The organism is Nonomuraea sp. B1E8 (assembly GCF_039871515.1).
In the GTDB taxonomy this organism is placed as follows: Bacteria; Actinomycetota; Actinomycetes; order Streptosporangiales; family Streptosporangiaceae; genus Nonomuraea.
In genome coordinates, this window is record NZ_JBDPLS010000001.1 from 1,741,098 (window position 1) to 1,760,071 (window position 18,974).

17 protein-coding genes and 1 tRNA gene are annotated in these 18,974 nt (G+C 69.1%); 11 read left to right on the top strand and 7 right to left on the bottom strand.

Translation table 11 applies throughout. From position 1 onward, the window contains the following. Nucleotides 1-55 precede the first annotated feature (55 nt). Nucleotides 56-1,534, top strand: coding sequence for an MFS transporter (locus ABGA98_RS08460; RefSeq protein WP_347617582.1), 1,479 nt, complete (start codon nt 56-58; stop codon nt 1,532-1,534). Nucleotides 1,535-1,729: 195 nt separating this feature from the next. Here ABGA98_RS08460 and ABGA98_RS08465 read toward each other — a convergent pair whose 3' ends face one another. Both ABGA98_RS08465 and ABGA98_RS08470 read right to left on the bottom strand, forming a co-directional pair. Further along, nucleotides 1,730-2,608, bottom strand: coding sequence for a DNA-formamidopyrimidine glycosylase family protein (locus ABGA98_RS08465; RefSeq protein ID WP_347617583.1), 879 nt, complete (start codon nt 2,606-2,608; stop codon nt 1,730-1,732). Nucleotides 2,609-2,654: 46 nt separating this feature from the next. Continuing rightward, the gene (locus ABGA98_RS08470; RefSeq protein WP_347617584.1) at nt 2,655-3,260 is read right to left on the bottom strand and encodes a transcriptional regulator; all 606 of its coding nucleotides are present in this window, start codon (nt 3,258-3,260) and stop codon (nt 2,655-2,657) included. A gap of 23 nt (nt 3,261-3,283) precedes the next feature. On the opposite strand from ABGA98_RS08470, the gene ABGA98_RS08475 reads away from it, so the two are divergent. Further along, nucleotides 3,284-3,943 (top strand): GPP34 family phosphoprotein, encoded by a 660-nt coding sequence (locus ABGA98_RS08475; RefSeq protein WP_347617585.1) that lies wholly within the window; start codon nt 3,284-3,286, stop codon nt 3,941-3,943. Between the two features lie 5 nt (nt 3,944-3,948). On the opposite strand, the gene ABGA98_RS08480 is transcribed toward ABGA98_RS08475, so the two are convergent. After that, complete coding sequence (locus ABGA98_RS08480) at nt 3,949-5,214, bottom strand: LCP family protein (protein WP_347617586.1); 1,266 nt, start codon at nt 5,212-5,214, stop codon at nt 3,949-3,951. A 292-nt stretch (nt 5,215-5,506) separates the two neighbouring features. Here ABGA98_RS08480 and ABGA98_RS08485 point away from each other — a divergent pair, with 292 nt between their 5' ends. After that, complete coding sequence (locus ABGA98_RS08485; RefSeq protein ID WP_347617587.1) at nt 5,507-6,853, top strand: hemolysin family protein; 1,347 nt, start codon at nt 5,507-5,509, stop codon at nt 6,851-6,853. Then, complete coding sequence (locus tag ABGA98_RS08490) at nt 6,850-7,866, top strand: hemolysin family protein (RefSeq protein WP_347617588.1); 1,017 nt, start codon at nt 6,850-6,852, stop codon at nt 7,864-7,866. The genes ABGA98_RS08485 and ABGA98_RS08490 overlap by 4 nt, the downstream gene beginning before the upstream one ends. Nucleotides 7,867-8,413: 547 nt before the next feature. On the opposite strand, the gene ABGA98_RS08495 is transcribed toward ABGA98_RS08490, so the two are convergent. Next, nucleotides 8,414-8,496 (bottom strand) — tRNA-Leu (locus ABGA98_RS08495). Nucleotides 8,497-8,695: 199 nt separating this feature from the next. Here ABGA98_RS08495 and ABGA98_RS08500 point away from each other — a divergent pair. The 7 genes from ABGA98_RS08500 to pknB all read left to right on the top strand — a co-directional run bounded on the left by ABGA98_RS08500 (nt 8,696) and on the right by pknB (nt 17,397). Further along, entirely contained in the window at nt 8,696-9,436 is a 741-nt protein-coding gene (locus ABGA98_RS08500; RefSeq protein ID WP_132630681.1) for a DUF3662 and FHA domain-containing protein, read from the top strand. Between the two features lie 17 nt (nt 9,437-9,453). Then, nucleotides 9,454-9,924, top strand: a complete 471-nt coding sequence (locus ABGA98_RS08505) for an FHA domain-containing protein (RefSeq protein ID WP_132590700.1) — start codon at nt 9,454-9,456, stop codon at nt 9,922-9,924. Continuing rightward, entirely contained in the window at nt 9,921-11,219 is a 1,299-nt protein-coding gene (locus ABGA98_RS08510; protein ID WP_347617589.1) for a Stp1/IreP family PP2C-type Ser/Thr phosphatase, read from the top strand. The genes ABGA98_RS08505 and ABGA98_RS08510 overlap by 4 nt, the downstream gene beginning before the upstream one ends. Continuing rightward, nucleotides 11,220-12,614 (top strand): FtsW/RodA/SpoVE family cell cycle protein, encoded by a 1,395-nt coding sequence (locus ABGA98_RS08515; protein ID WP_347617590.1) that lies wholly within the window; start codon nt 11,220-11,222, stop codon nt 12,612-12,614. It begins immediately after the preceding gene. Continuing rightward, entirely contained in the window at nt 12,611-14,071 is a 1,461-nt protein-coding gene (locus ABGA98_RS08520; protein ID WP_347617591.1) for a penicillin-binding protein 2, read from the top strand. The genes ABGA98_RS08515 and ABGA98_RS08520 overlap by 4 nt, the downstream gene beginning before the upstream one ends. Before the next feature lie 21 nt (nt 14,072-14,092). After that, nucleotides 14,093-15,448 (top strand): protein kinase, encoded by a 1,356-nt coding sequence (locus tag ABGA98_RS08525; RefSeq protein ID WP_347617592.1) that lies wholly within the window; start codon nt 14,093-14,095, stop codon nt 15,446-15,448. An 83-nt stretch (nt 15,449-15,531) separates the two neighbouring features. After that, on the top strand, nt 15,532-17,397 hold the full coding sequence (gene pknB / locus ABGA98_RS08530) for a Stk1 family PASTA domain-containing Ser/Thr kinase (RefSeq protein ID WP_347617593.1): 1,866 nt from the start codon (nt 15,532-15,534) through the stop codon (nt 17,395-17,397). A gap of 141 nt (nt 17,398-17,538) precedes the next feature. Here pknB and ABGA98_RS08535 read toward each other — a convergent pair whose 3' ends face one another. Genes ABGA98_RS08535 through ABGA98_RS08545 form a run of 3 tightly spaced genes read right to left on the bottom strand, consistent with a single transcriptional unit; the run spans nt 17,539 to nt 18,885 of the window. After that, nucleotides 17,539-18,111, bottom strand: coding sequence for a gamma-glutamyl-gamma-aminobutyrate hydrolase family protein (locus ABGA98_RS08535; protein ID WP_347617594.1), 573 nt, complete (start codon nt 18,109-18,111; stop codon nt 17,539-17,541). Then, nucleotides 18,108-18,266 carry a hypothetical protein gene (locus ABGA98_RS08540; RefSeq protein WP_347617595.1) on the bottom strand — a complete coding sequence of 53 codons (159 nt, stop codon included), beginning with the start codon at nt 18,264-18,266 and terminating at the stop codon, nt 18,108-18,110. The genes ABGA98_RS08535 and ABGA98_RS08540 overlap by 4 nt, the downstream gene beginning before the upstream one ends. A gap of 1 nt (nt 18,267) precedes the next feature. Then, on the bottom strand, nt 18,268-18,885 hold the full coding sequence (locus ABGA98_RS08545) for a class E sortase (RefSeq protein WP_347617596.1): 618 nt from the start codon (nt 18,883-18,885) through the stop codon (nt 18,268-18,270). Between the last annotated feature and the right edge of the window lie 89 nt (nt 18,886-18,974).

Genomic DNA, 18,974 nt, shown 5'->3' on the forward strand with positions numbered 1-18,974 from the left:
GATGTGGACGGTTACAACAAGGAACCAATATGATTTTCGGTAACCGGGGGTTGTCATGCCTGTCCCTGCTCGTGCGTGGGGCGTACTGATCGTTCTTTGCGGGGCCATCTTTCTCGAAGGCATCGACGTCGCCATGTTGAACGTCGCCCTTCCCGCCATCCGGGCCGATCTCGGCGTACCCACGAGCATGCTCAGCGGGGTGGTGAGCGCCTACGTCCTGGGGTACGGCGGCTTCGTGCTGCTCGGCGGCCGGGCGGCCGACCTGCTGGGCCGGCGGCGCATGTTCCTGCTCTGGCTGGGGGTGTTCATGGCCTTCTCCGGGCTCGGCGGAGTGGCGAACGACGGCTGGGTGCTGCTGTTGGCGAGGTTCGTGACCGGAGTGGCCGCCGGCTTCATGACGCCCGCGGGGCTGTCGCTGATCACCACGAGCTTCCCCGAGGGCCGCGACCGTAACCGCGCCCTGATCATCTACGGCAGCACCGGCGCCGCCGGCTTCGCGCTCGGCCTGGTGTTCGGCGGGGTGCTCACCACGTTCGGCTGGCGCTGGGTCTTCTTCGCCCCGGTGCTGATGTCGCTGGTGATCCTGCTCGCCGCGATCCTGCTGATCAAGAAGCCGCCCGCGGAGGAGCGCCCGGCCGGCGGTTTCGACCTGGCGGGCGCGGCGAGCGTGACGGGCGCGATGATGCTGCTGGTCTATGGAGTGGTACGCCTTGAGCGCCCGTCCGAGGGCCTGCCGCTGACGCTCGCGGTCTTCGCCGCGGCCCTGGGACTGCTGGCGGCGTTCGCGGCCATCGAACGCCGCTCACCGCACCCCCTGGTCCGCCTCGGCATCTTCAGGTCGGCGGCGCTGGTACGGGCCAACGTGATGGCCGTCCTGCTCACGGCCTCGTTCTTCGGCTTCCAGTTCCTGGTCACGCTCTACCTGCAGGAGTTGCGCGGCTGGTCACCCATGCAGACCGGGCTCGCCCTGCTGGCGGCCGCCGCCGACGTGGTGATCGCGCCGACGCTCACCCCGTGGCTGGTCAACCGGTACGGCAACGCCAAGGTCATCCTCGGCGGCCTGCTGTCGGGCCTGCTGGCCTACGTGCTCTTCCTGGGCGCCGGGCTGGACTGGACCTACGCCGCGATGGTGCCGTCGATGATGCTGATCGCCCTGATGTTCGCCTTCGCCTACGGCCCGCTCATGATCACGGCCACGGACGGGATCGAGGCCCGCGAGCAGGGGCTGGCCGGCGGGTTGATCAACTCGTCGTTCCAGTTCGGCGCCGCGCTGGGCGTGTCGATGGTCACGGCGGTCAACGTGGCCGCACTCGGCGGCGCGACCACGCAGGAAGCCGGGATGACCGCCTTCCGCACGGCCCTGGCGGTCCCCTTGGCGGCCGCCCTGCTGGCGACGGCCATCGCGGCGACCGCCCTGCTCTCCAGGCGACCCGGGGGCGCACCCAGGAACTGGGGTCGCGCGGGAACCACGGAACACGGCCAAGAAGGCGCTCGTCACGGCGAGCAACCCGTGAGCCTTCACGACCGGCCATGACAGACGGCGGCCGGCGTCGGCGCGTGCGGTGACGTCGGCTGTGCCGTAACACGGAGAAACCAACCAACAAACAGAACACCCGGCGTCGGCGCGTGCGGTGACGCCGGCTGTGCCGTAACACGAAGAAACCAACCAACAAACAGAACACCCGGCGTCGGCGCGTGCGGTGACGCCGGCTGTGCCGTAACAGATGGATTATTTCAACAAACGGGACAACCTCCGGTCGGCGAGGGGCTTGCCGCCGGTCTGGCAGGTGGGGCAATACTGCAGGGCCGAGTCCGCGAACGACACCTCGCGGATCGTGTCGCCGCAGACGTCGCACGGCTGTCCCGCGCGGTTGTGCACCCGCAGCCCCGACTTCTTCTCCGCCTTGAGGTCCTTCGCGGCCAGCCCGTGCGCCCGCTCGACCGCTTCGCCGAGCGTGGTGACGATGGCCTCGTGCAGGTCGGCGATCTGCGCGTCCGTGAGCGTCGCGGCGATCTTGAACGGGGACATCCTGGCCGCGTGGAGCACCTCGTCGGAATAGGCGTTGCCGATGCCCGCGATGACCTTCTGGTCGCGCAGCAGCCCTTTGATCTGCGTGCGGTTGCCGCCCACGATGCGCTTGAGCGCGGCGACCGTGAAGGACGGGTCGAGGGGGTCGGGGCCGAGCGCTGCGATGCCGGGGACCTCGCCCGGATCTCGCGTGACATAGACGGCGAGCCGCTTCTGGGTGCCCGCCTCCGTCAGCTCGAAGCCGGGCGCCGCCCCCTCGTCGTCGGGCGCGAGCCGGACCCGCAACGCGAGCGGCCCCTTGCCGGGGCGGACGGGCTTGGCGCCCGACAGGTCGTCGCGCCAGCGCAGCCATCCCGCCCTGGCCAGGTGGATGACCAGGTGCAGGCCGTCGCAGTCGAGGTCGAGGAACTTGCCGTGCCTCGCCACGCCGGTGATGCCCAGCCCGCCGAGCGCCGTGGCCGGCGGGTCGAACGTCTTGAGCGCCTGGAAGCCGACCACGTCGACTCCCACAATCGTGCGGCCCACCGCCCGCTCGCGCAGGAAGTGGGTAAGTGACTCCACTTCGGGAAGTTCCGGCATGTCACCAGGGTACGGTCCGCGCCGCGCCGTCCACAGCCTGTGGATGCTACGGCACGCTCCAGAAGGCCAGCTCGTGCGCCATGCCCTCCTTGAACTTCGCCTCCGCCCGCGCCGGGTCCGGGTCGGCCTCGTCGATCATCTGGGCGATGCGTACGGCGAGCGCGGCGAACCCGGGGTCGGCGTACGTGTCCACCCAGGCCCGATATCTCAGCTCAGTAGGCGGATTCTCCGCCAATATCTGCCCGAGGGTCGAATATCCCCACATACACGGGTACAGCGCCGCCAACCCCTCCCCGTACGACGCCGCCGACTCCAGCAGGAACCCCGTGTACGCCGCACACGCCGGCCCCTTCACCGCGCCCTCCAGGTCGGCCCCGAACTCCGCCGACAACGACCTGTGCAGGTTCAGCTCGTCGTGGTACGTCGCGTGCGCCAGGTCCACCAGGTCGCCCAGATGCGGGTCGGGCGCCTGCCAGGCCAGCCGCGCGAACACCCGCACATAGTCCAGCAGGAACAGGTAGTCCTGCTCCAGCCACGACCTGAACACCGGTTCCGCCAGGTCGCCGCGGCCGATCCCGATCACCGTGGGATGGCTGAGTTGTACCTGCAGCAAGGGACGGCCGATGGCGTGCAACCTCTCCGAAATGCTCATGGCTGGGAGGTTAGTGTCGGAAGATGACTGTGACGATCGCCGAAGAGTTCCTCCTGCTGGCCTACCGGGACGACAAGGGCACCCCGCTCATCGACTCCACGCGACTCGACTCCGCGCTCGCCGGCGCGCTCCTCGCCGAGCTGGCCGTGGCCGGGCGGCTCGAGTTGTCCGGCAAGCAGGTGGCGGTCACCGACCCGAGCCCGCTCGGCGACGCGGAACTGGACGCCACGCTGACCCGGATCGCCACCGAGGGCAAGGCCAGGAAACCCGCCTGGTGGGTGCAGCGGCTGAAGACGGGCAAGCTGCGCACGCGCCTGCTGGCCAAGCTGGCGGAATCAGGCGTGCTGGCCGAGGAGCGCGGCAGGGCCCTCGGCATCTTCCCCGTCACCCGCTGGCCGGAGGCGCACCCCGGAGTCGAGGCCGACGTGCGCGAGCGGGTGTCGGCCGTGCTCGCGGGCGCCACCCCCGACGCCCGCACGGCGGTGCTGATCGCGATCTCGCACGCGGCCAGGCTTGACCGCAAGGTCTTCCCTGACGCGAGCAAGCAACGGATCAAGGAGATCTCCGAAGGCGCGTGGACGGCCGACGCCGTCGCCAAGGCCATCGCCGCCATCAACGCGGCCACGGTGGCCGCCATCAGCGCCGCGACCACCGCCGCCGCCGGCAGCGGCAGCGGCGGCTGACGGCATCAGCGGGCGTCGAGCACGCTCTTCGGCACCGGCTTGTCCTCCTTCAGCGCGTTGAACAGCGCCAGCGCCTTCTGCCGGTCCGACTTGACGGCCACGCCGCCGTTGGGCAGGTTCTCGTTGCCGCCGAACGGCACCACCGTCGTCACCGGGCTGTCGCCCATGGCGAGCCCCAGGGAGAGCAGGTCGAAGGCGCCCGTGCCGGAGTCGACCGTGACCGCGTCCGTGGCGCTCATCGCCAGCGGGATCGACGTGAACGGGTTGATGAGCACCCCGGGGCTGGCCGCCTTCTTCACGACCGCCGCGAGGAACTGACGCTGCCGCTTGGTGCGCTCGTAGTCGGGCAGCGCGCCGCCCTTGCGGGTGCGTACGTAGCCCAGGGCCTGGGCGCCGTTGAGCACCTGCTTGCCCTTCTTCAGCTTGAGCCCCGCCTTGGGGTCGTCCACGGCGGCCGTCACGTTCATCTCGACCCCGCCCACCGCGTCCACGATGTCGACGAACCCGGCGAACCCGATCTCCATGTAGTTGTCGACGCGCAGGTCCGTGACCGTCTCGATGGTGCGGACCAGCAGCTGCGGCCCGCCGTTGTAGGCGGCGTTGAGCTTGTCGCGCTGCTTGCCGTAGATGGTGACGGCCAGGTCGCGCGGCAGGCTGACCAGCGTCGGCTGGTCGTCGGTGTCGGGGATGTGCAACAACATCATCGAGTCCGTACGCTGCCCGACGGCGCGCCCGGTGGCCAGCTTCTTGCGCTCGGCCTTCGACAGCCCCTTGCGGCTGTCGGAGCCGACGAGCAGCCAGTTGGTGCCGGGACCGTCAGCTGGACGGTCATCGTAATCGGCGAGCACGTCGTCGATGCCGGCCAGCCTCGAGTCGATCCAGAAGAACATGCCCACGGCCGCGACCAGCAGCGCGACCAGAAGCCCCGCGACGATCTTCACGATCGTCCTGCCCGAAGGCCTCTTGCGGGGTTCCCTCGGCTCCTGCCCGCCCCTCGACCTCAGCGGCCTGACGGGACCGCCCCCGCCGCCGGAGCGCTGCCTGCCGTACACGCGCCCGCTCGACCGGCGCGGCTCGGAGCCGGGCGGGCCCGGCGGCGGCTCGGGGATCTGGGATGCGGCGGGAAGCTTGTGAGTGGGCGCACCCGGCCCGCCCGCCGGGAACCGGTGCGCGGGGGCGCCCCCTGAGCGCGGGACGTCGTTGGGCCGCGGTGGCAGCGGGCGGCCGTCGCCCGGCGAGCGCATGGCCCGCGTACGGTCGTCCTCAGACACTTCGCCTTCTCCCCTTCGCTTCGTACATAGACGCTACGTCCAACCCCCCGGCAGTGAAGGCGTTCGGTCAAGGAATTCCCACGGAAAAGTACATAGAACCAGCCGACCGTAACGGTGGAGGCAGGCCGCCGCCAAACCGGCGACGAGTCCTCGCGCGGGCACAGGAAACATAGAGGCCATCGGCATCGTTACGGTTATGGACGACCTCTATCGAAGGGATGATCGTGTCCGCTCCGGACTCGTGGAGTCTTTGCCCGTGCTCAGGCACGGGTTCCCCTGAAGGCTCACTGCGGTGAGCGCTTATCTCGGGCTGCTGTCCCTCATCCTCCTCACGGCGGCGACCGGCTATTTCGTCGCCCAGGAGTTCGCCTTCGTCGCCGCCGACCGCGGCATCCTCCGCGAGCAGGCCTCCGCCGGTGACACCGCCGCCGAGAGGGCCCTCCAGGTGACGTCCCGCCTCTCCTTCATGCTCTCAGGCGCGCAGCTCGGCATCACGGTCACCGCGCTGCTGGTCGGATTCCTGGCCGAGCCCGCGATCGCCGTGATCGTGCGCCCGTGGTTGTCCGACTGGGGGCTTCCCGAGGGCATGATGACCGGCGTCTCCGTGGCCACGGGCGTGTTCGTGGCGACGGTGGTGCAGATGGTGCTCGGCGAGCTGGCCCCGAAGAACCTCGGCATCGCCAGGCCGGAGGTGGTGGCCAAGTTCCTGGCCCGCTCGACGCTGGTCTATCTCACGGTGGTGGGGCCGGTGATCCGGTTCTTCGACTCGGCCGCCACCGGGCTGCTCAGGCGGGTTGGCATCGAGCCCGTGGAGGAGATCGAGCACGGCGTGACGCCCGAGGAGCTTTCGCGCATCATCGCGGAGTCGACCCAGGCGGGCGAGCTGCCTCCCAAGCTGTCGGAGCTGCTCGAACGGGCGCTGGAGTTCGGCGACCGCAACGCGGAGGAGATCATGGTCCCGCGGCCCCGCGTGGTCGCGCTGCGCGACGCGCAGCCCATCTCCGACCTGCTCGACGCCATGCGCGAGTGCGGGCACTCCCGCTACCCCGTTCTCGCCGAGGACGGCGACGTCGTCGGCGTGACGGGCGTGCGCGAGCTGCTCACCTCCGGCCTGGAGGAGGGCCCGATCTCCACGATCACCCGCCCCGCGCTGCTGGTGCCTGCCTCGGTGCCACTGCCCGCCGTACTGGAGAGAATGCGGGTGGCCAAGGACGACGTCGCCTGCGTCATCGACGAGTACGGCGGCCTGGCCGGCGTGATCACCGTCGAGGACCTGGCGGAAGAGCTGGTCGGCGAGCTCGTCGACGAGAACGACCCGGAGCCGGTCGGCGCCCTCGAACACCCGGGCGGCGTCTGGGAGGTGCCGGGCAGTCTCAGGCTCGACGAGGTCGAGCGGGCCACCGGCGTGGCGCTGCCGGAGAGCGACGACTATGACACGCTCGCCGGGCTCGTGCTCGCCAAGCTGGGCAGGATGCCCAACCAGGGCGACACGGTGACCGTCCCGATCAAACCCGACTCCGACCCGTTCGCCGAGGACGTCGAGGAGCACCTGGCGGAGCTCACGGTCATGTCACTCAACCGCAGGGTGCCCGAGTGGGTGCGCCTGGCTCCTGTGCGACACGCGGAGGCGGCCCGATGAGCATGATCATTCTGAGCCTGGCGCTGCTGGCCTTCAACGCGCTGTTCGTGGCCGCCGAGTTCGCCTTCGTCTCCTCGCGCCGCCACCGCCTCGAGGAGATGGCCTCGGGCGGCAACCGCCTGGTCAGGCTCACCGCCAAGTCGGCGGTGCGCGGCGGCCGCCAGCTCTCCCTCATGCTGGCCGGCGCCCAGCTCGGAATCACCCTGTGCACGCTGGGCCTGGGCCAGGTGACCGAGCCGGCGATCGAGCACTATCTGGAGCCCGTCTTCGCCATGGTGGGCGTCCCTGAGGGCCTGCGCCTCCCGATCGCCCTGACCCTCTCCCTGGCCCTGGTGACGTTCCTCCACATGGTCATCGGCGAGATGGCCCCCAAGTCCTGGGCGCTGACCCACCCGGAGCGCGCGGCGCTCCTGCTGACCCTGCCGTTCCGCGGCTTCACGTGGCTGATGCGCCCGCTGCTCTCGGCGCTCAACGGCCTGACGAACGTCATACTCCGCCTCTTCGGCGTCAAGCCGAGAGACGAGCTGGCGACGACCAGAACCCCGCGCCAGCTCGCCATGCTGGTGGGCGAGTCGGGCCGCATGGGCCTGCTGGACAGGGAGGAACACGACCTCCTGACGCGCGCCCTGCGCCTTGACGACGAGGGCATCGAACGCCTGATGACCCCCATCGCCCGAGCCGCCAAGGTCGCCCCCACGGCCGACACGTCGGAGATCAAGCAGACAGCGGTGACCACGAACCACCTGCGCCTCCTGGTGGAGAACGAGTCGGCCATAGAAGGCGCCCTGCACGCCAGGGACGCCCTGCTCAACCCCGGCAAGACGGCACGCGAGCTGACCAGGAAGGTGCCCAGGCTCCGCAGCACCACCCAGATCCCCGAGGCAGTGACGGCCCTCCAGGAGGCCAGGGCCCACCTCGCCCTGGTCACGGACCAGCAGGACGCGGTCATCGGAATGGTGAGCCTCATGGACCTGGTGGGCGAACTCCTGGACACCAGAACCAAAGCAGCGTGACTGTGAACTAAAACACACAGCAACGGTCAAGTGACCAGAAAGCATCTTGCAAGCACCAAGGCGTACAGTCCCGAGAGCCCCCATCACCGACAGATTCTTGAAAAGGAAGACGCCGACCCTTGCGATCCGCAACAAGCTTCGCCAATGTGGGTCTGCACAAAAGAACCCAGGAACACCACCGGACACCCACAAAGGCGCTGCCCGGACACAACCCGAGAACGGTTGGCCGGACCCCACGAGGGTGCCGGCCGGAGACCACCCGCAAAGGGCCTGGCCGAACACCAGCCACAACGCGGTTGTGATGGACACCAACCACACGGGGTTGTGATGAAACACCACCCACAACGCGGATGTGATGGACACCAACCACACGGGGTTGTGATGAAACACCAGCCACAACGCGGTTGTGATGGGGGCCCGGGGGTCTCCCCCGGGAGCGCCAGCGACCTGCCTGGGGGTCCGGGGGTTATCCCCCGGGAGACACGACGAGGGGACCCGAGGGAGCAACGCCTGAAAGGCTTGCGACCAAGGATCCCCTGTCAACGAGTGGGCGAGGAGGGATTTGAACCCTCACGTCCTTTCGGACACACGGACCTGAACCGTGCGCGTCTGCCGTTCCGCCACCCGCCCTTGTGGGTGCGGAAAGAACAGTAGCACGGAACAGCCACTGGTACTGAACCCGGATACGATCGCATAAGACACGGGAGCGGAGGAGCTGGGCGCGACAGCTGACGAGCGCCAGGGACGCCGTGAAGTGGAACGAGCGGAGACCGGGCGCCACGAGCGCCTGGGGGCCGCGATCATATGCACGGAGGAAGGGAGGTACCCGGTGGGAGTCCTTCAGCGCTTCGAGCGAAGGCTCGAAGGCTTGGTTGAGGGAGCCTTTGCGCGGGCGTTCAAATCTGACCTTCAGCCGGTCGAGGTCGCCAGCGCGGTTCAGCGGGAGATGGATGAGCGTGCGGCGATCGTCGCCCAAGGCCGCACACTCGTGCCCAACGACTTCGTGGTTGAGCTGTCCACGACCGACAGCGAGCGGCTTGAGGTCTACGCCGACAGCATCAGCCACGAGCTGGCCAACCTCGCCAGGGAGTACGCCAAGGAGCAGGGCTACTCCTTCGTGGGACCGGTCCGGGTGCGTTTCGAAACGGCCGGCGACCTGGCTGTCGGACTGTTCCGCATCAGGTCAGGCGTCATCCGCGGCGCCACGGTGGAGCAGGACGAGATTCGCCACCCGGCGAGCGACCTGCCTCCGTCGAGGCCGCACGCGTTCCAGGGGCGGCCCAGGCTGCTCGTCTCCACCCAGGACGACCCGCAGGGCGACCGTTCCTACGAGCTCACCACTCCGGTGACCTTGCTAGGCAGGGGCACCGACTGCGATCTTCGTCTGGTCGATCCGGGCGTTTCGCGTCATCACGCGGAGCTGCGTGTCGAGGGCCAGCTCGTGGCTCTCGTCGATCTCGGGTCGACGAACGGCACTTTTGTCAACGGCCAGCCGGTACGCAGGATCGAGCTCCAGAACGGCACGCGAGTGACGTTGGGGCGCACGACTCTGGTGTTCCGGCGCGATTAGAGGTAGACAGACGGTCCATGTCCGAGCTCACGCTGCTGCTGATCCGGCTCGCCTTCCTGGCGGTGCTGTGGTTTTTCGTCATTGCCGCAGTCGGCGTGATCCGGACTGACTTGTTCGGTTCACGCACGGCTCCCGCAGGCCCACGCAAAGGCGTGAAACCCGCCAAACCCGTGGCCAAGCCCAAGAGCAAGAAGGGTGAGCCACGCCAGCTCGTCGTTACCGGTGGCCCCCTGCAAGGCACCACCATTAACCTCACGGAGACGCCCATCACCATTGGCCGGGCGAACGACGCCACGCTGGTAGTCAGCGACGACTACGCATCCAGCCGGCATGCCCGGCTCTTCCCTCAGGACGGTCAGTGGATCGTGGAAGATCTCGGTTCGACGAACGGCACGTATCTCGACCGCTCGAAAGTCACCCGCCCGACCCCGGTGCCGCTCGGTGTTCCGATCCGCGTCGGCAAGACAGTCATTGAATTGCGCAAATGACCATCGCACTCCGCTACGCCGCCCGCTCGGACGTCGGCCTCCTCCGCGAAGGGAACGAGGACTCGGCGTACGCTAGCGGCCGCCTGCTCGCCGTCGCCGACGGCATGGGCGGGCACGCACACGGCGAGGTGGCGAGCTCAGTCGCCATCGACGCCATGGCCTCTCTGGAAGAGGCTCAACAGGGGGGTGACCTGCTCAACGCCATCGAGGCAGCCGTACGCGACGCCAACCGCAAGCTGCACGAGATGGTGGGGCGGGATCCCAGCCTCAAAGGCATGGGCACGACTCTCACGGCCATGCTCTGGCACGGCACCCAAGTCGCTTTGGTGCACGTCGGCGACTCGCGCGCCTACCTGCTCAGGCGCGGGGAGCTCTACCAGATCACTCATGACCACACCCTGGTCCAGCAGCTCGTCGACGACGGGCGCATCACGCCGGAGGAGGCTGCCACGCACCCGCAGCGGTCGATCCTGCTACGCGCGCTCGACGGCAGCGGTGAGGTCGATCCCGACCTCACGCTCCGCGAGGCGCAGGTGGGCGACCGCTACCTCCTGTGTTCCGACGGCCTGTCGGGCGTGGTGAGCGCTGAGACGATGCACGCCACGCTCACCAACATCGACGATCCGGAAGAGGTCGTCCGCCAGCTCATCGACCTGGCGAACCGAGGCGGCGGGCCCGACAACATCACGTGTGTGCTGGCCGACGTGCTCGAGATCACCGATGAGCAGCAGGTGCCGGCCGAGGCCGCCGTCGTGGGCGCCGCGGGCATGAACCGCCTGCGGGGCGCCGCCCAGGAGGCCGAGCCGCCGGGGCGAGCCGGCGCGGTGACCGCACCCCAGCCGGTGATCGCGGACGATGGCGACTTCGACGAGCCGGTCGCGCAGGCGTCCCGGCGGTCGGGCCGCCGTCGTCTGTGGCCCGTGCTGGTCACCGTGCTCGGCATCGGCACGCTCGCCGTCGGTGTCGGCGGTTACTTTGGATACCAGTGGACCCAGGACCAGTTCTTCGTCGGTGCGAGGGGCGACGAGGTGGTCGTGTTCCAGGGGATCAAGGTAGAGGTGGGCCCCTTCCAGCTCTTCGAGGTCTCGCGGCCCACTGGCCGGCAGCTCTCCCAGCTGTCGGAGGCGGATCAGGAGCTCATCAAGAGCACCTTCCCCGTCACCACCGTCGACGAAGGCATCACGAGGATCAACGCGTTGAAGTTCTCCGAGGACCAGCAGAGCGAAACGTCCCCGTCCGCCACCACGTCGCCCACGCCGACCGCGAGCGCGACCAAGACGAAACAGCAGCAGTAGATGAGCGAAGTCGCCGCCGAACCGGTCTCGATGCCGGCCAAGCGCCGCGGGGCTCAGCTGGTCATGCTCGCCCTCGCGGTGCTGACCGTCATGGGCGCGTACGCCAACGTGGGCCTGGCGATGGACGGCGCGATCCCGTCGGGGATGCTGACGTACGGCCTGAGCCTGGGCGGGCTGATGCTGGCCGCCTACGCGGTGCTGGCGAAGTTCGCGCCGTGGGCCGACCCGCTGATCCTGCCGCTGGTGACGCTGATCAACGGGCTCGGCCTGGTGATGATCTTTCGGCTCTCCGAGTCCGACTCGAACCTGCCCTCCGCCAGGCTGGCCTCGCCCAACTCGCAGCTGATGTGGACACTCGTCGGTATCGTGCTGTTCAGCGTCACGCTGATCTTCTTGCGTGACCACCGAGCACTGCAGCGCCTGACCTACACGGCGGGCGCCCTAGGCCTGCTACTGCTGGTCTCGCCGTTGATCCCGTTCCTCGGCCAGGAGATCAACGGCGCCAGGATCTGGATCGGCATCCCCGGCCTGGGTCAGCTGCAGCCTGCCGAGTTCGCCAAGCTGGCGCTGGTCATCTTCTTCGCCGGCTATCTGGTCGCCAAGCGCGACGTGCTCGCCCTCGCCGGGCGGCGGTTGCTCTTCATCGACCTGCCGCGCGCGCGTGACCTGGGTCCAGTCCTCATCACGTGGGGCGTCAGCCTCGGCGTCCTGGTGATGCAGAAGGACCTGGGGTCGTCGCTGCTGCTGTTCGGCACGTTCATCGCCCTGCTCTACATCGCCACGCAGCGTGTCTCCTGGGTGATCATCGGCATCCTGCTCTTCGCGGGCGGCGCCATCCTGGCGGGCCTGGTCTTCGACCACGTCCAGCAACGGTTCGAGGTCTTCCTCAACCCGAGCGACCCCGCGCTCTTCGACCGCGTCGGCGGCAGCGCGCAGCTCATGCAGGGGTTGTTCGCCATGGGCTCGGGCGGCATCCTCGGCACGGGGCTCGGCCAGGGACACCCCGAGTTGATCCCGCTGGCCTTCTCCGACTTCATCTTCGCCGCGACGGGCGAGGAGCTGGGCCTGACCGGCCTGATGGCGCTGCTCATGCTCTACGCCCTGGTGGTGCAGCGGGGCCTGCGCACCTCGCTGGCGGCCCGTGACCCGTTCTCCAAGCTGCTCGCGGGCGGCCTGTCGTTCATCCTCGCCTGGCAGGTGTTCATCATCGTGGGCGGCGTGACCAACCTGATTCCCCTGACCGGCCTGGTGACGCCGTTCATGTCGCAGGGTGGCTCGGCGCTGCTGGCTAACTGGATCCTTATCGCGCTCTTGGTACGCATGTCGGATGCGGCGCGTAAGCCTCCGCCCCAGGCGATCCAGAACGAAGGGATGACGCAGGTGTTCCAGCGATGAACAGCACAATCAAGCGCACGGCCGTGGCCTGCCTGGCCATGTTCGCGCTTCTGATGGTCAACGTGAACTACCTGCAGGCCGTGAGGGCCGAAGGCTTGAGCAGCGACGCCCGTAACACCCGTAACTTCTACGACCGTTACGCCGTCGAGCGTGGCCGCATCACCGCCGGCGGCAAGGTGATCGCACAGTCCGTCGAGACCGACAGCAAGCAGTTCAAATTCGTCAGGAAATACCCCGAGGGCGAGCTCTACGCGCACGTCACCGGCTTCTTCTCGCCAGAGAGCGCGAGCGCCATCGAGGGCACCCAGAACAAACTGCTCGACGGCTCCAGCGCCGACCTGCTGCTGAGGCGGAGCATCGACCTGTTCACCGGCGAGCCGACCAAGGGCGCCAACGTCGAGGTCACGATCGATCCCAAGGTACAGAAGGCCGCCTACGACGCGCTGCGCCAGAGCGGCAAGCGCGGCGCCGTCGTCGCGCTCGAGCCGAAGACGGGCGCGATCCTCGCGATGGTCTCGCTGCCGACCTACGACCCCGCCGAGCTGTCGCTGACCGACAAGAGCAAGGTGTTCCCGCGCTACGACGAGCTGGCCAAACAGAAGAACCAGCCGCTGCTCAACCGTACGATCGACCGCACCTACCCGCCCGGCTCGACGTTCAAGGTCGTGACCATGGCGGCCTACCTCGAGGACGACACCTCACGAGGGCCGCAGACCACTGTGGAGGCGCCGCAGCGGCTCCCGCTGCCCAACACGAACATCAGCCTGCCCAACTACGGCGGCGCCGCCTGCGGCAGCGGCCAGGTCACGCTGGTCTTCGCGCTGGAGAGGTCGTGCAACACGCCGTTCGGCAAGATGGGCATCGACCTGGGCTACGACAAGGTGCAGGAGCAGTCGGTCAAGTTCGGCATGGGCGAGCAACTCGCGATCCCGATGCCCGTGGCGAAGAGCGACTTCGGCCCCCGTGAGGACGAAGCGGCCGTCGCGATGGCCTCCATCGGGCAGCGCAGCAACCAGATGACGCCGCTGCAGATGGCCATGATCTCCGCGGGCATCGCCAACGAGGGCACGGTGATGAAGCCGTACCTCGTCAAGAAGATCACCGACGCCAAGGGCGACTCGATCGAGGAGGCCGAGCAGGAGGAGCTGAGCGAGGCGGTCAGCACCGAGACGGCGGCCAAGCTGCGCGACATGATGGTGAGCGTCGTCAGCAACGGCACCGCCAACCGGGCGCAGGTGCCGGGCGTCCAAGTAGCGGGCAAGACGGGCACCGCGGAGACGTCCGACGACCAGCCTCCGCACGCCTGGTTCATCTCCTTCGCGCCGGCCGAGGATCCGAAGGTGGCCCTGGCGGTCATCGTCGAGTCCGGTGCGGCCAACGTCGGCGCGGAGGCCACGGGCGGCGGCACCGCCGCGCCGATCGGCAAGGCCGTGATGGAGGCGGTGCTGAACAAGTGAGAGACGGTAACCTGCTGGACCATGCGGCTCCGTAACCGCTACCTCCTGATCTCCCGCATCGCCACCGGCGGTATGGGAGAGGTCTGGCGTGCCCGCGACGAGCTGCTCGGGCGCGAGGTCGCGGTGAAGATCCTGCGCAGCCACATCCACGCCGACCCCACTTTCCTCGAGCGGTTCCGCAACGAGGCGCGGCTCACCGCGGCGCTGGCCGACCCCGGAGTGGCCCAGATCTTCGACTACGGCGAGGAGAGCGACCTCGCCTATCTGGTGATGGAGCTGGTGCAGGGCGAGCCGCTGTCGGCCATCCTGGCGCGCAACGGCGCGCTCGGGGCCGAGGTGGCGCTCGACGTCGTGCACCAGACCGCCAGGGCGCTGCACGCCGCCCACTCCTCCGGGATCATCCACCGCGACATCAAGCCCGGAAACCTGCTGGTCACGCCCGAGGGCACCATCAAGGTGACCGACTTCGGCATCGCCCGGGCGCTGGAGGCGGCGCCGGTGACGCAGACGGGCACGGTGGTGGGCACCGCCCAGTACGTCAGCCCCGAGCAGGCGCAGGGTTTCCCGCTCACGCCCGCCACCGACCTCTACTCGCTCGGCGTGGTGGCCTACGAGTGCCTGGCGGGGCGCACGCCGTTCCGCGGCGACACCCAGGTGGCGATCGCCCTGCAGCACCTCAACGAGCAACCGCAGCCGCTCGGAGTGGACGTTCCCTCGCAGGTGCGCGCGCTCGTCATGGCGCTGCTGGCGAAGGAGCCGGGCCAGCGCCCGGCCACGGCGCTCGAGCTGGCCGAGCGGGCCCACGCGCTGCGCGAGTCGCTGGCGGGCGCCCAGTCCGGCGCCGACCTCAGCATGCTGACCGACCCGGGCGGCTTCCGCGTACGCGAACCCTCGCCCGAGGACCAGCAGGCGACCGACCACATCGCCCCGGCCACCGAGCCCCATGCCCCGCCGGCCCGCAGGCGCCGTAAGGGCGCCAGGACGCTGGCCGTGGTCGCCACGGCCGGCTGCGCGGCCGCGGTCGGGCTCAGCGCCGTCACCTTCGCCAACCGCCCGCCGCCCGCGCCGACGCCTGACGTGGCCGAGCCGCGCGAGTCTCCGCCGCCGACGCCGACGCAGGCCGAGCCCACGAAGAAGAAGCGCACCAAGCGGCCACCGGCGCTTCCGGCGAAGTCGCAGCGGCCTATACCCTCTCGGTCGGCTACGGTAAGCAAGTCGGCAACTCCCAGCAAGAAGCCGACGCCGAAACCGACCCCGACACGGACGCGGACCCCGACGCCCACGCCAACCCCGACGCCCACCACCACACCCACTACCCCGACACCCACCGCCTCGCCGGACCCGGGTGAGACAAACCCACCCAAGGAGCAGACGTGACGCGCAATGGGGTCGATGATGGACACCGGCGGCCCCCCGAGCAGGCCGGTACCCAAGATGAACGGTAAGGGACAGTGCAGGAAATGACTCAGCCTCGGCTACTCGGAGGTCGTTACGAGCTCGACGGTGTCGTCGGGCGCGGCGGCATGGCCGAGGTGTATCGCGCCCGAGACATCCGGCTGGACCGCATAGTCGCGATCAAAACGCTCCGGTCCGACCTGGCTCGCGACCACACCTTCCAGGCCCGGTTCCGCCGTGAGGCGCAGTCGGCGGCCTCACTCAACCACCCTGCCGTGGTCGCCGTCTACGACACCGGCGAAGACGTCACCGACGGCACCCCCGTCCCGTACATCGTGATGGAATACGTCGACGGCCGGACGCTGCGCGACCTGCTGCGCCAGGATCGGCGGTTGCTCCCCGAGCGCGCGGTCGAGCTGGTCGACGGCATCCTGCGGGCCCTCGACTACAGCCATCGCGGCGGCATCGTGCACCGCGACATCAAGCCGGCCAACGTGATGATCACGCGGGCGGGCGACGTCAAGGTGATGGACTTCGGCATCGCGCGGGCCATGGCCGACTCCGCGGCCACCATGACGCAGACGGCGCAGGTGATCGGCACCGCCCAATACCTCTCGCCCGAGCAGGCTCGGGGCGAGCGGGTCGACGCCCGCAGCGACATCTACTCCACCGGCTGCGTGCTCTACGAGCTGCTGACGGGCCAGCCGCCGTTCACCGGCGACTCGCCTGTCGCGATCGCCTACCAGCACGTGCGCGAGGAGCCGATCCCGCCCTCCCAGATCGACCGCGAGATCCCGCCGTGGGCCGACGCGATCGTGCTGAAGGCCATGGCGAAGGACCCGGCGCACCGCTATCAGAGCGCGGGCGAGATGCGGGCCGACATCCAGCGGGCGATGTCCGGCATGCCGGTCGACGCCCAGACGATGGCGATGACCGGCGACTACGGCCAGGGCACGCGCATGATGGCCTCGCCCCAGACGTCCGGCGGGCCGGCCACGCAGCGCAGTGGGGCGATCCCGCCCTACGAATATGACGAGGGCGACGGCGGTGGCCGGGGCGGCCGGCGCAGGGCTCCCAGCGGCGGTGGGGGCAACGCGGTCAAGACCGCGATGTGGATCATCATTCCGCTGCTGATCATCGGCGGGTTCATCACGGCCGGCTACCTCGTGTTCGGCTCCAAGGACACTCCGGCCGAGACCCAGGTCACGATCCCCGAGCTCACGACGCAGAAGGGCACGTTCGCCGAGCAACAGCTCAAGGGCCTGGGGCTCACCGTCCAGGTGGTGCAGGAGTTCAGCTCCGACGTCGAGAAGGGCACCGTGATCAAGACGGAGCCCGCCGCCAATTCCAAGGTCGACAAGGGCTCCAGCGTCCAGTTGTTCGTATCCAAGGGCACCGAGCGGGTGAAGGTGCCCGACGGCCTCGTCGGCCAGTCGCAGGCCGACGCCATGGCGGCCCTGGAGGCGGCGGGGCTGCGCGGCACGGTCAAGACCAGAAACTCCACCAAGGAGCAGGGCACGGTCATCGACACCAGGCCGAAGGCCGGCGAGTCGCTGGAGAAGGGCGGCACCGTCACCCTCTACGTGCCGAAGGACCTCGCCGAGGTGCCCAGCGTGATCGGGCTCACCAAGGAGGACGCGACCAAGCAGATCAGGGGCGCCGGGTTCAAGGTCAAGGTCTCCGAGCAGCCCAACGAGCAGCCCGAGGGCACGGTCATCCAGCAGAACCCGGGCGAGGGCACCAAGCTGCCGCAGGACACGACGATCACGATCGTGGTGTCCACCGGTCCCTCGGTCACCGACGAGGCGCCGCCCACGGACGACTTCCCGACGGATGATTTCCCGACGGATGACCCGCCGACCGACGACTTCCCGACAGAGGACGAGCCGCCGGCCGACGACAACCCGATCGGCGACGGCGGCTTCAACTGAGCCTCGCACGTGACAGGGCCGTCCACCCCTCCGGGGGTGGACGGCCCTGTCGCTTTCGCCGCGCGCACACAAGAACGCCCCCGCCGCTCGGGGGCAACGGCGGGGACGCTCACTTGTCTGTCGCTCGCCGCGAGAGGTTTGTTACAGGATCCGGCGCAGCCAATTTCCGAGCAGCCGGTGCCCGTGCTCTGACAACACGGACTCGGGGTGGAACTGGATGCCTTCGACGGGCGCCAGGCGGTGGCGCAGGCCCATGATGACGCCGTCGCCGGTGCGAGCGCTCACGTCGAGCACGTCGGGCACCGTGCCGGGCAGCACGGCGAGCGAGTGGTAGCGGGTCATCCGCACGGGGGAGGGCAGCGCCTCGAACACGCCCTTGCCGTCGTGGACGACGGCGCTGGTCTGCCCGTGGAAGAGCTCGGGCGCGCGGGCCACGGTGGCGCCGCAGGCGATGGCGATGGTCTGGTGGCCGAGGCAGACGCCGAGCAGCGGCAGGCCGCGCGCGACCGCGTGATGGACCAGGGGGACGCTCACACCGGCCGCCTCGGGCGTGCCGGGGCCGGGGCTGACGAGGACGCCGTCGAAGCCGTCGGCGTCGCTCACGGCCACGTCGTCGCGCGGCCGCACGTCGCAGTCGGCGCCCAGCTCGCGCAGGTATTGCACGATGGTGTGGACGAAGCTGTCGTGGTTGTCCACCACCAGCACACGGGTCATCTTCTGACGGTCACCTCGTCCAGCGGCACCACGGGCTCGAAGAGCGGGAACACCACGAACCAGAGTACGGCCACCGCCGCCGCGACCAGCACCAGGGCCGTCAGCACCCTGGTGCGCGGACTGCCGGGCAGCCTGCGCCAGAGCCAGGCGTACATGTCACTCCTCTCTCGGTTCGGTCTCCTTTAGCACGCCGTACACGATGAGGCGCTCGGCGGCCGAATATTCGGGGTGGCAGGTGGTCAGGGTGATGAAGGCGCGCACGGGGCGGATGCCGGGCTTGCCGGGCACGGGGGCGAGCACGTCGACCTCGTCGGGGGGCACGATGTCCTGGGAGGTGACGCGGTAGATGTAGCGGGCCTCGCGGGCCTCCACGACGATCTCGTCGTCGCGTTCGAGCTCGTCGATCTCGTTGAACGGGGCCGCGTACGTGGTGCGGTGTCCCGACACCACGAAGTTGCCGATCTGGCCGGGCATGGCGCTGTCGGGGTAGTGTCCCGGGCCGCGTTTCAGGTGGGTGGCGCCGACGCCTTCGACGATGGCGTACTCGTAGTCGTGGCCCAGCCTGGGGATGCGCAGCACGGCGAGGGCCTGGCCCGGCGTGACCGTGCGCAGGCGCTCCTGTGCCGCCCGGTCGGCCGCCAGCTCGCGCTGGAGCAGCAGCTGCTGCCTCTGGGTGTAGGCGCCGGTGCCCCACAGGAGGTAGGCGCAGAACAACATGAGGATGAGGCCCGCGGTGATGCTCGTCTCCCCCACGGCCCGGAGCATGGCCCGCATGCGATCAGGGTATTCCTGGACGATGCGGGCTCCAGGGATCGCCATGTCATGCGCGTGGCGACTATCCTTGGCACGCTCGCACTACTGTG

Bases quoted from the DNA above. Each gene is read 5' to 3' on its own strand.
- ABGA98_RS08520 (WP_347617591.1), top strand. From the start codon at position 12,611: ATGAACAGCACAATCAAGCGCACGGCCGTGGCCTGCCTGGCCATGTTC.
- ABGA98_RS08460 (WP_347617582.1), top strand. From the start codon at position 56: ATGCCTGTCCCTGCTCGTGCGTGGGGCGTACTGATCGTTCTTTGCGGG.
- ABGA98_RS08510 (WP_347617589.1), top strand. From the start codon at position 9,921: ATGACCATCGCACTCCGCTACGCCGCCCGCTCGGACGTCGGCCTCCTC.
- ABGA98_RS08470 (WP_347617584.1), bottom strand. From the start codon at position 3,260: ATGAGCATTTCGGAGAGGTTGCACGCCATCGGCCGTCCCTTGCTGCAG.
- ABGA98_RS08475 (WP_347617585.1), top strand. From the start codon at position 3,284: ATGACTGTGACGATCGCCGAAGAGTTCCTCCTGCTGGCCTACCGGGAC.
- ABGA98_RS08535 (WP_347617594.1), bottom strand. From the start codon at position 18,111: ATGACCCGTGTGCTGGTGGTGGACAACCACGACAGCTTCGTCCACACC.
- ABGA98_RS08490 (WP_347617588.1), top strand. From the start codon at position 6,850: ATGAGCATGATCATTCTGAGCCTGGCGCTGCTGGCCTTCAACGCGCTG.
- ABGA98_RS08505 (WP_132590700.1), top strand. From the start codon at position 9,454: ATGTCCGAGCTCACGCTGCTGCTGATCCGGCTCGCCTTCCTGGCGGTG.
- ABGA98_RS08545 (WP_347617596.1), bottom strand. From the start codon at position 18,885: ATGCGGGCCATGCTCCGGGCCGTGGGGGAGACGAGCATCACCGCGGGC.
- pknB (WP_347617593.1), top strand. From the start codon at position 15,532: ATGACTCAGCCTCGGCTACTCGGAGGTCGTTACGAGCTCGACGGTGTC.
- ABGA98_RS08540 (WP_347617595.1), bottom strand. From the start codon at position 18,266: ATGTACGCCTGGCTCTGGCGCAGGCTGCCCGGCAGTCCGCGCACCAGG.
- ABGA98_RS08525 (WP_347617592.1), top strand. From the start codon at position 14,093: ATGCGGCTCCGTAACCGCTACCTCCTGATCTCCCGCATCGCCACCGGC.
- ABGA98_RS08465 (WP_347617583.1), bottom strand. From the start codon at position 2,608: ATGCCGGAACTTCCCGAAGTGGAGTCACTTACCCACTTCCTGCGCGAG.
- ABGA98_RS08515 (WP_347617590.1), top strand. From the start codon at position 11,220: ATGAGCGAAGTCGCCGCCGAACCGGTCTCGATGCCGGCCAAGCGCCGC.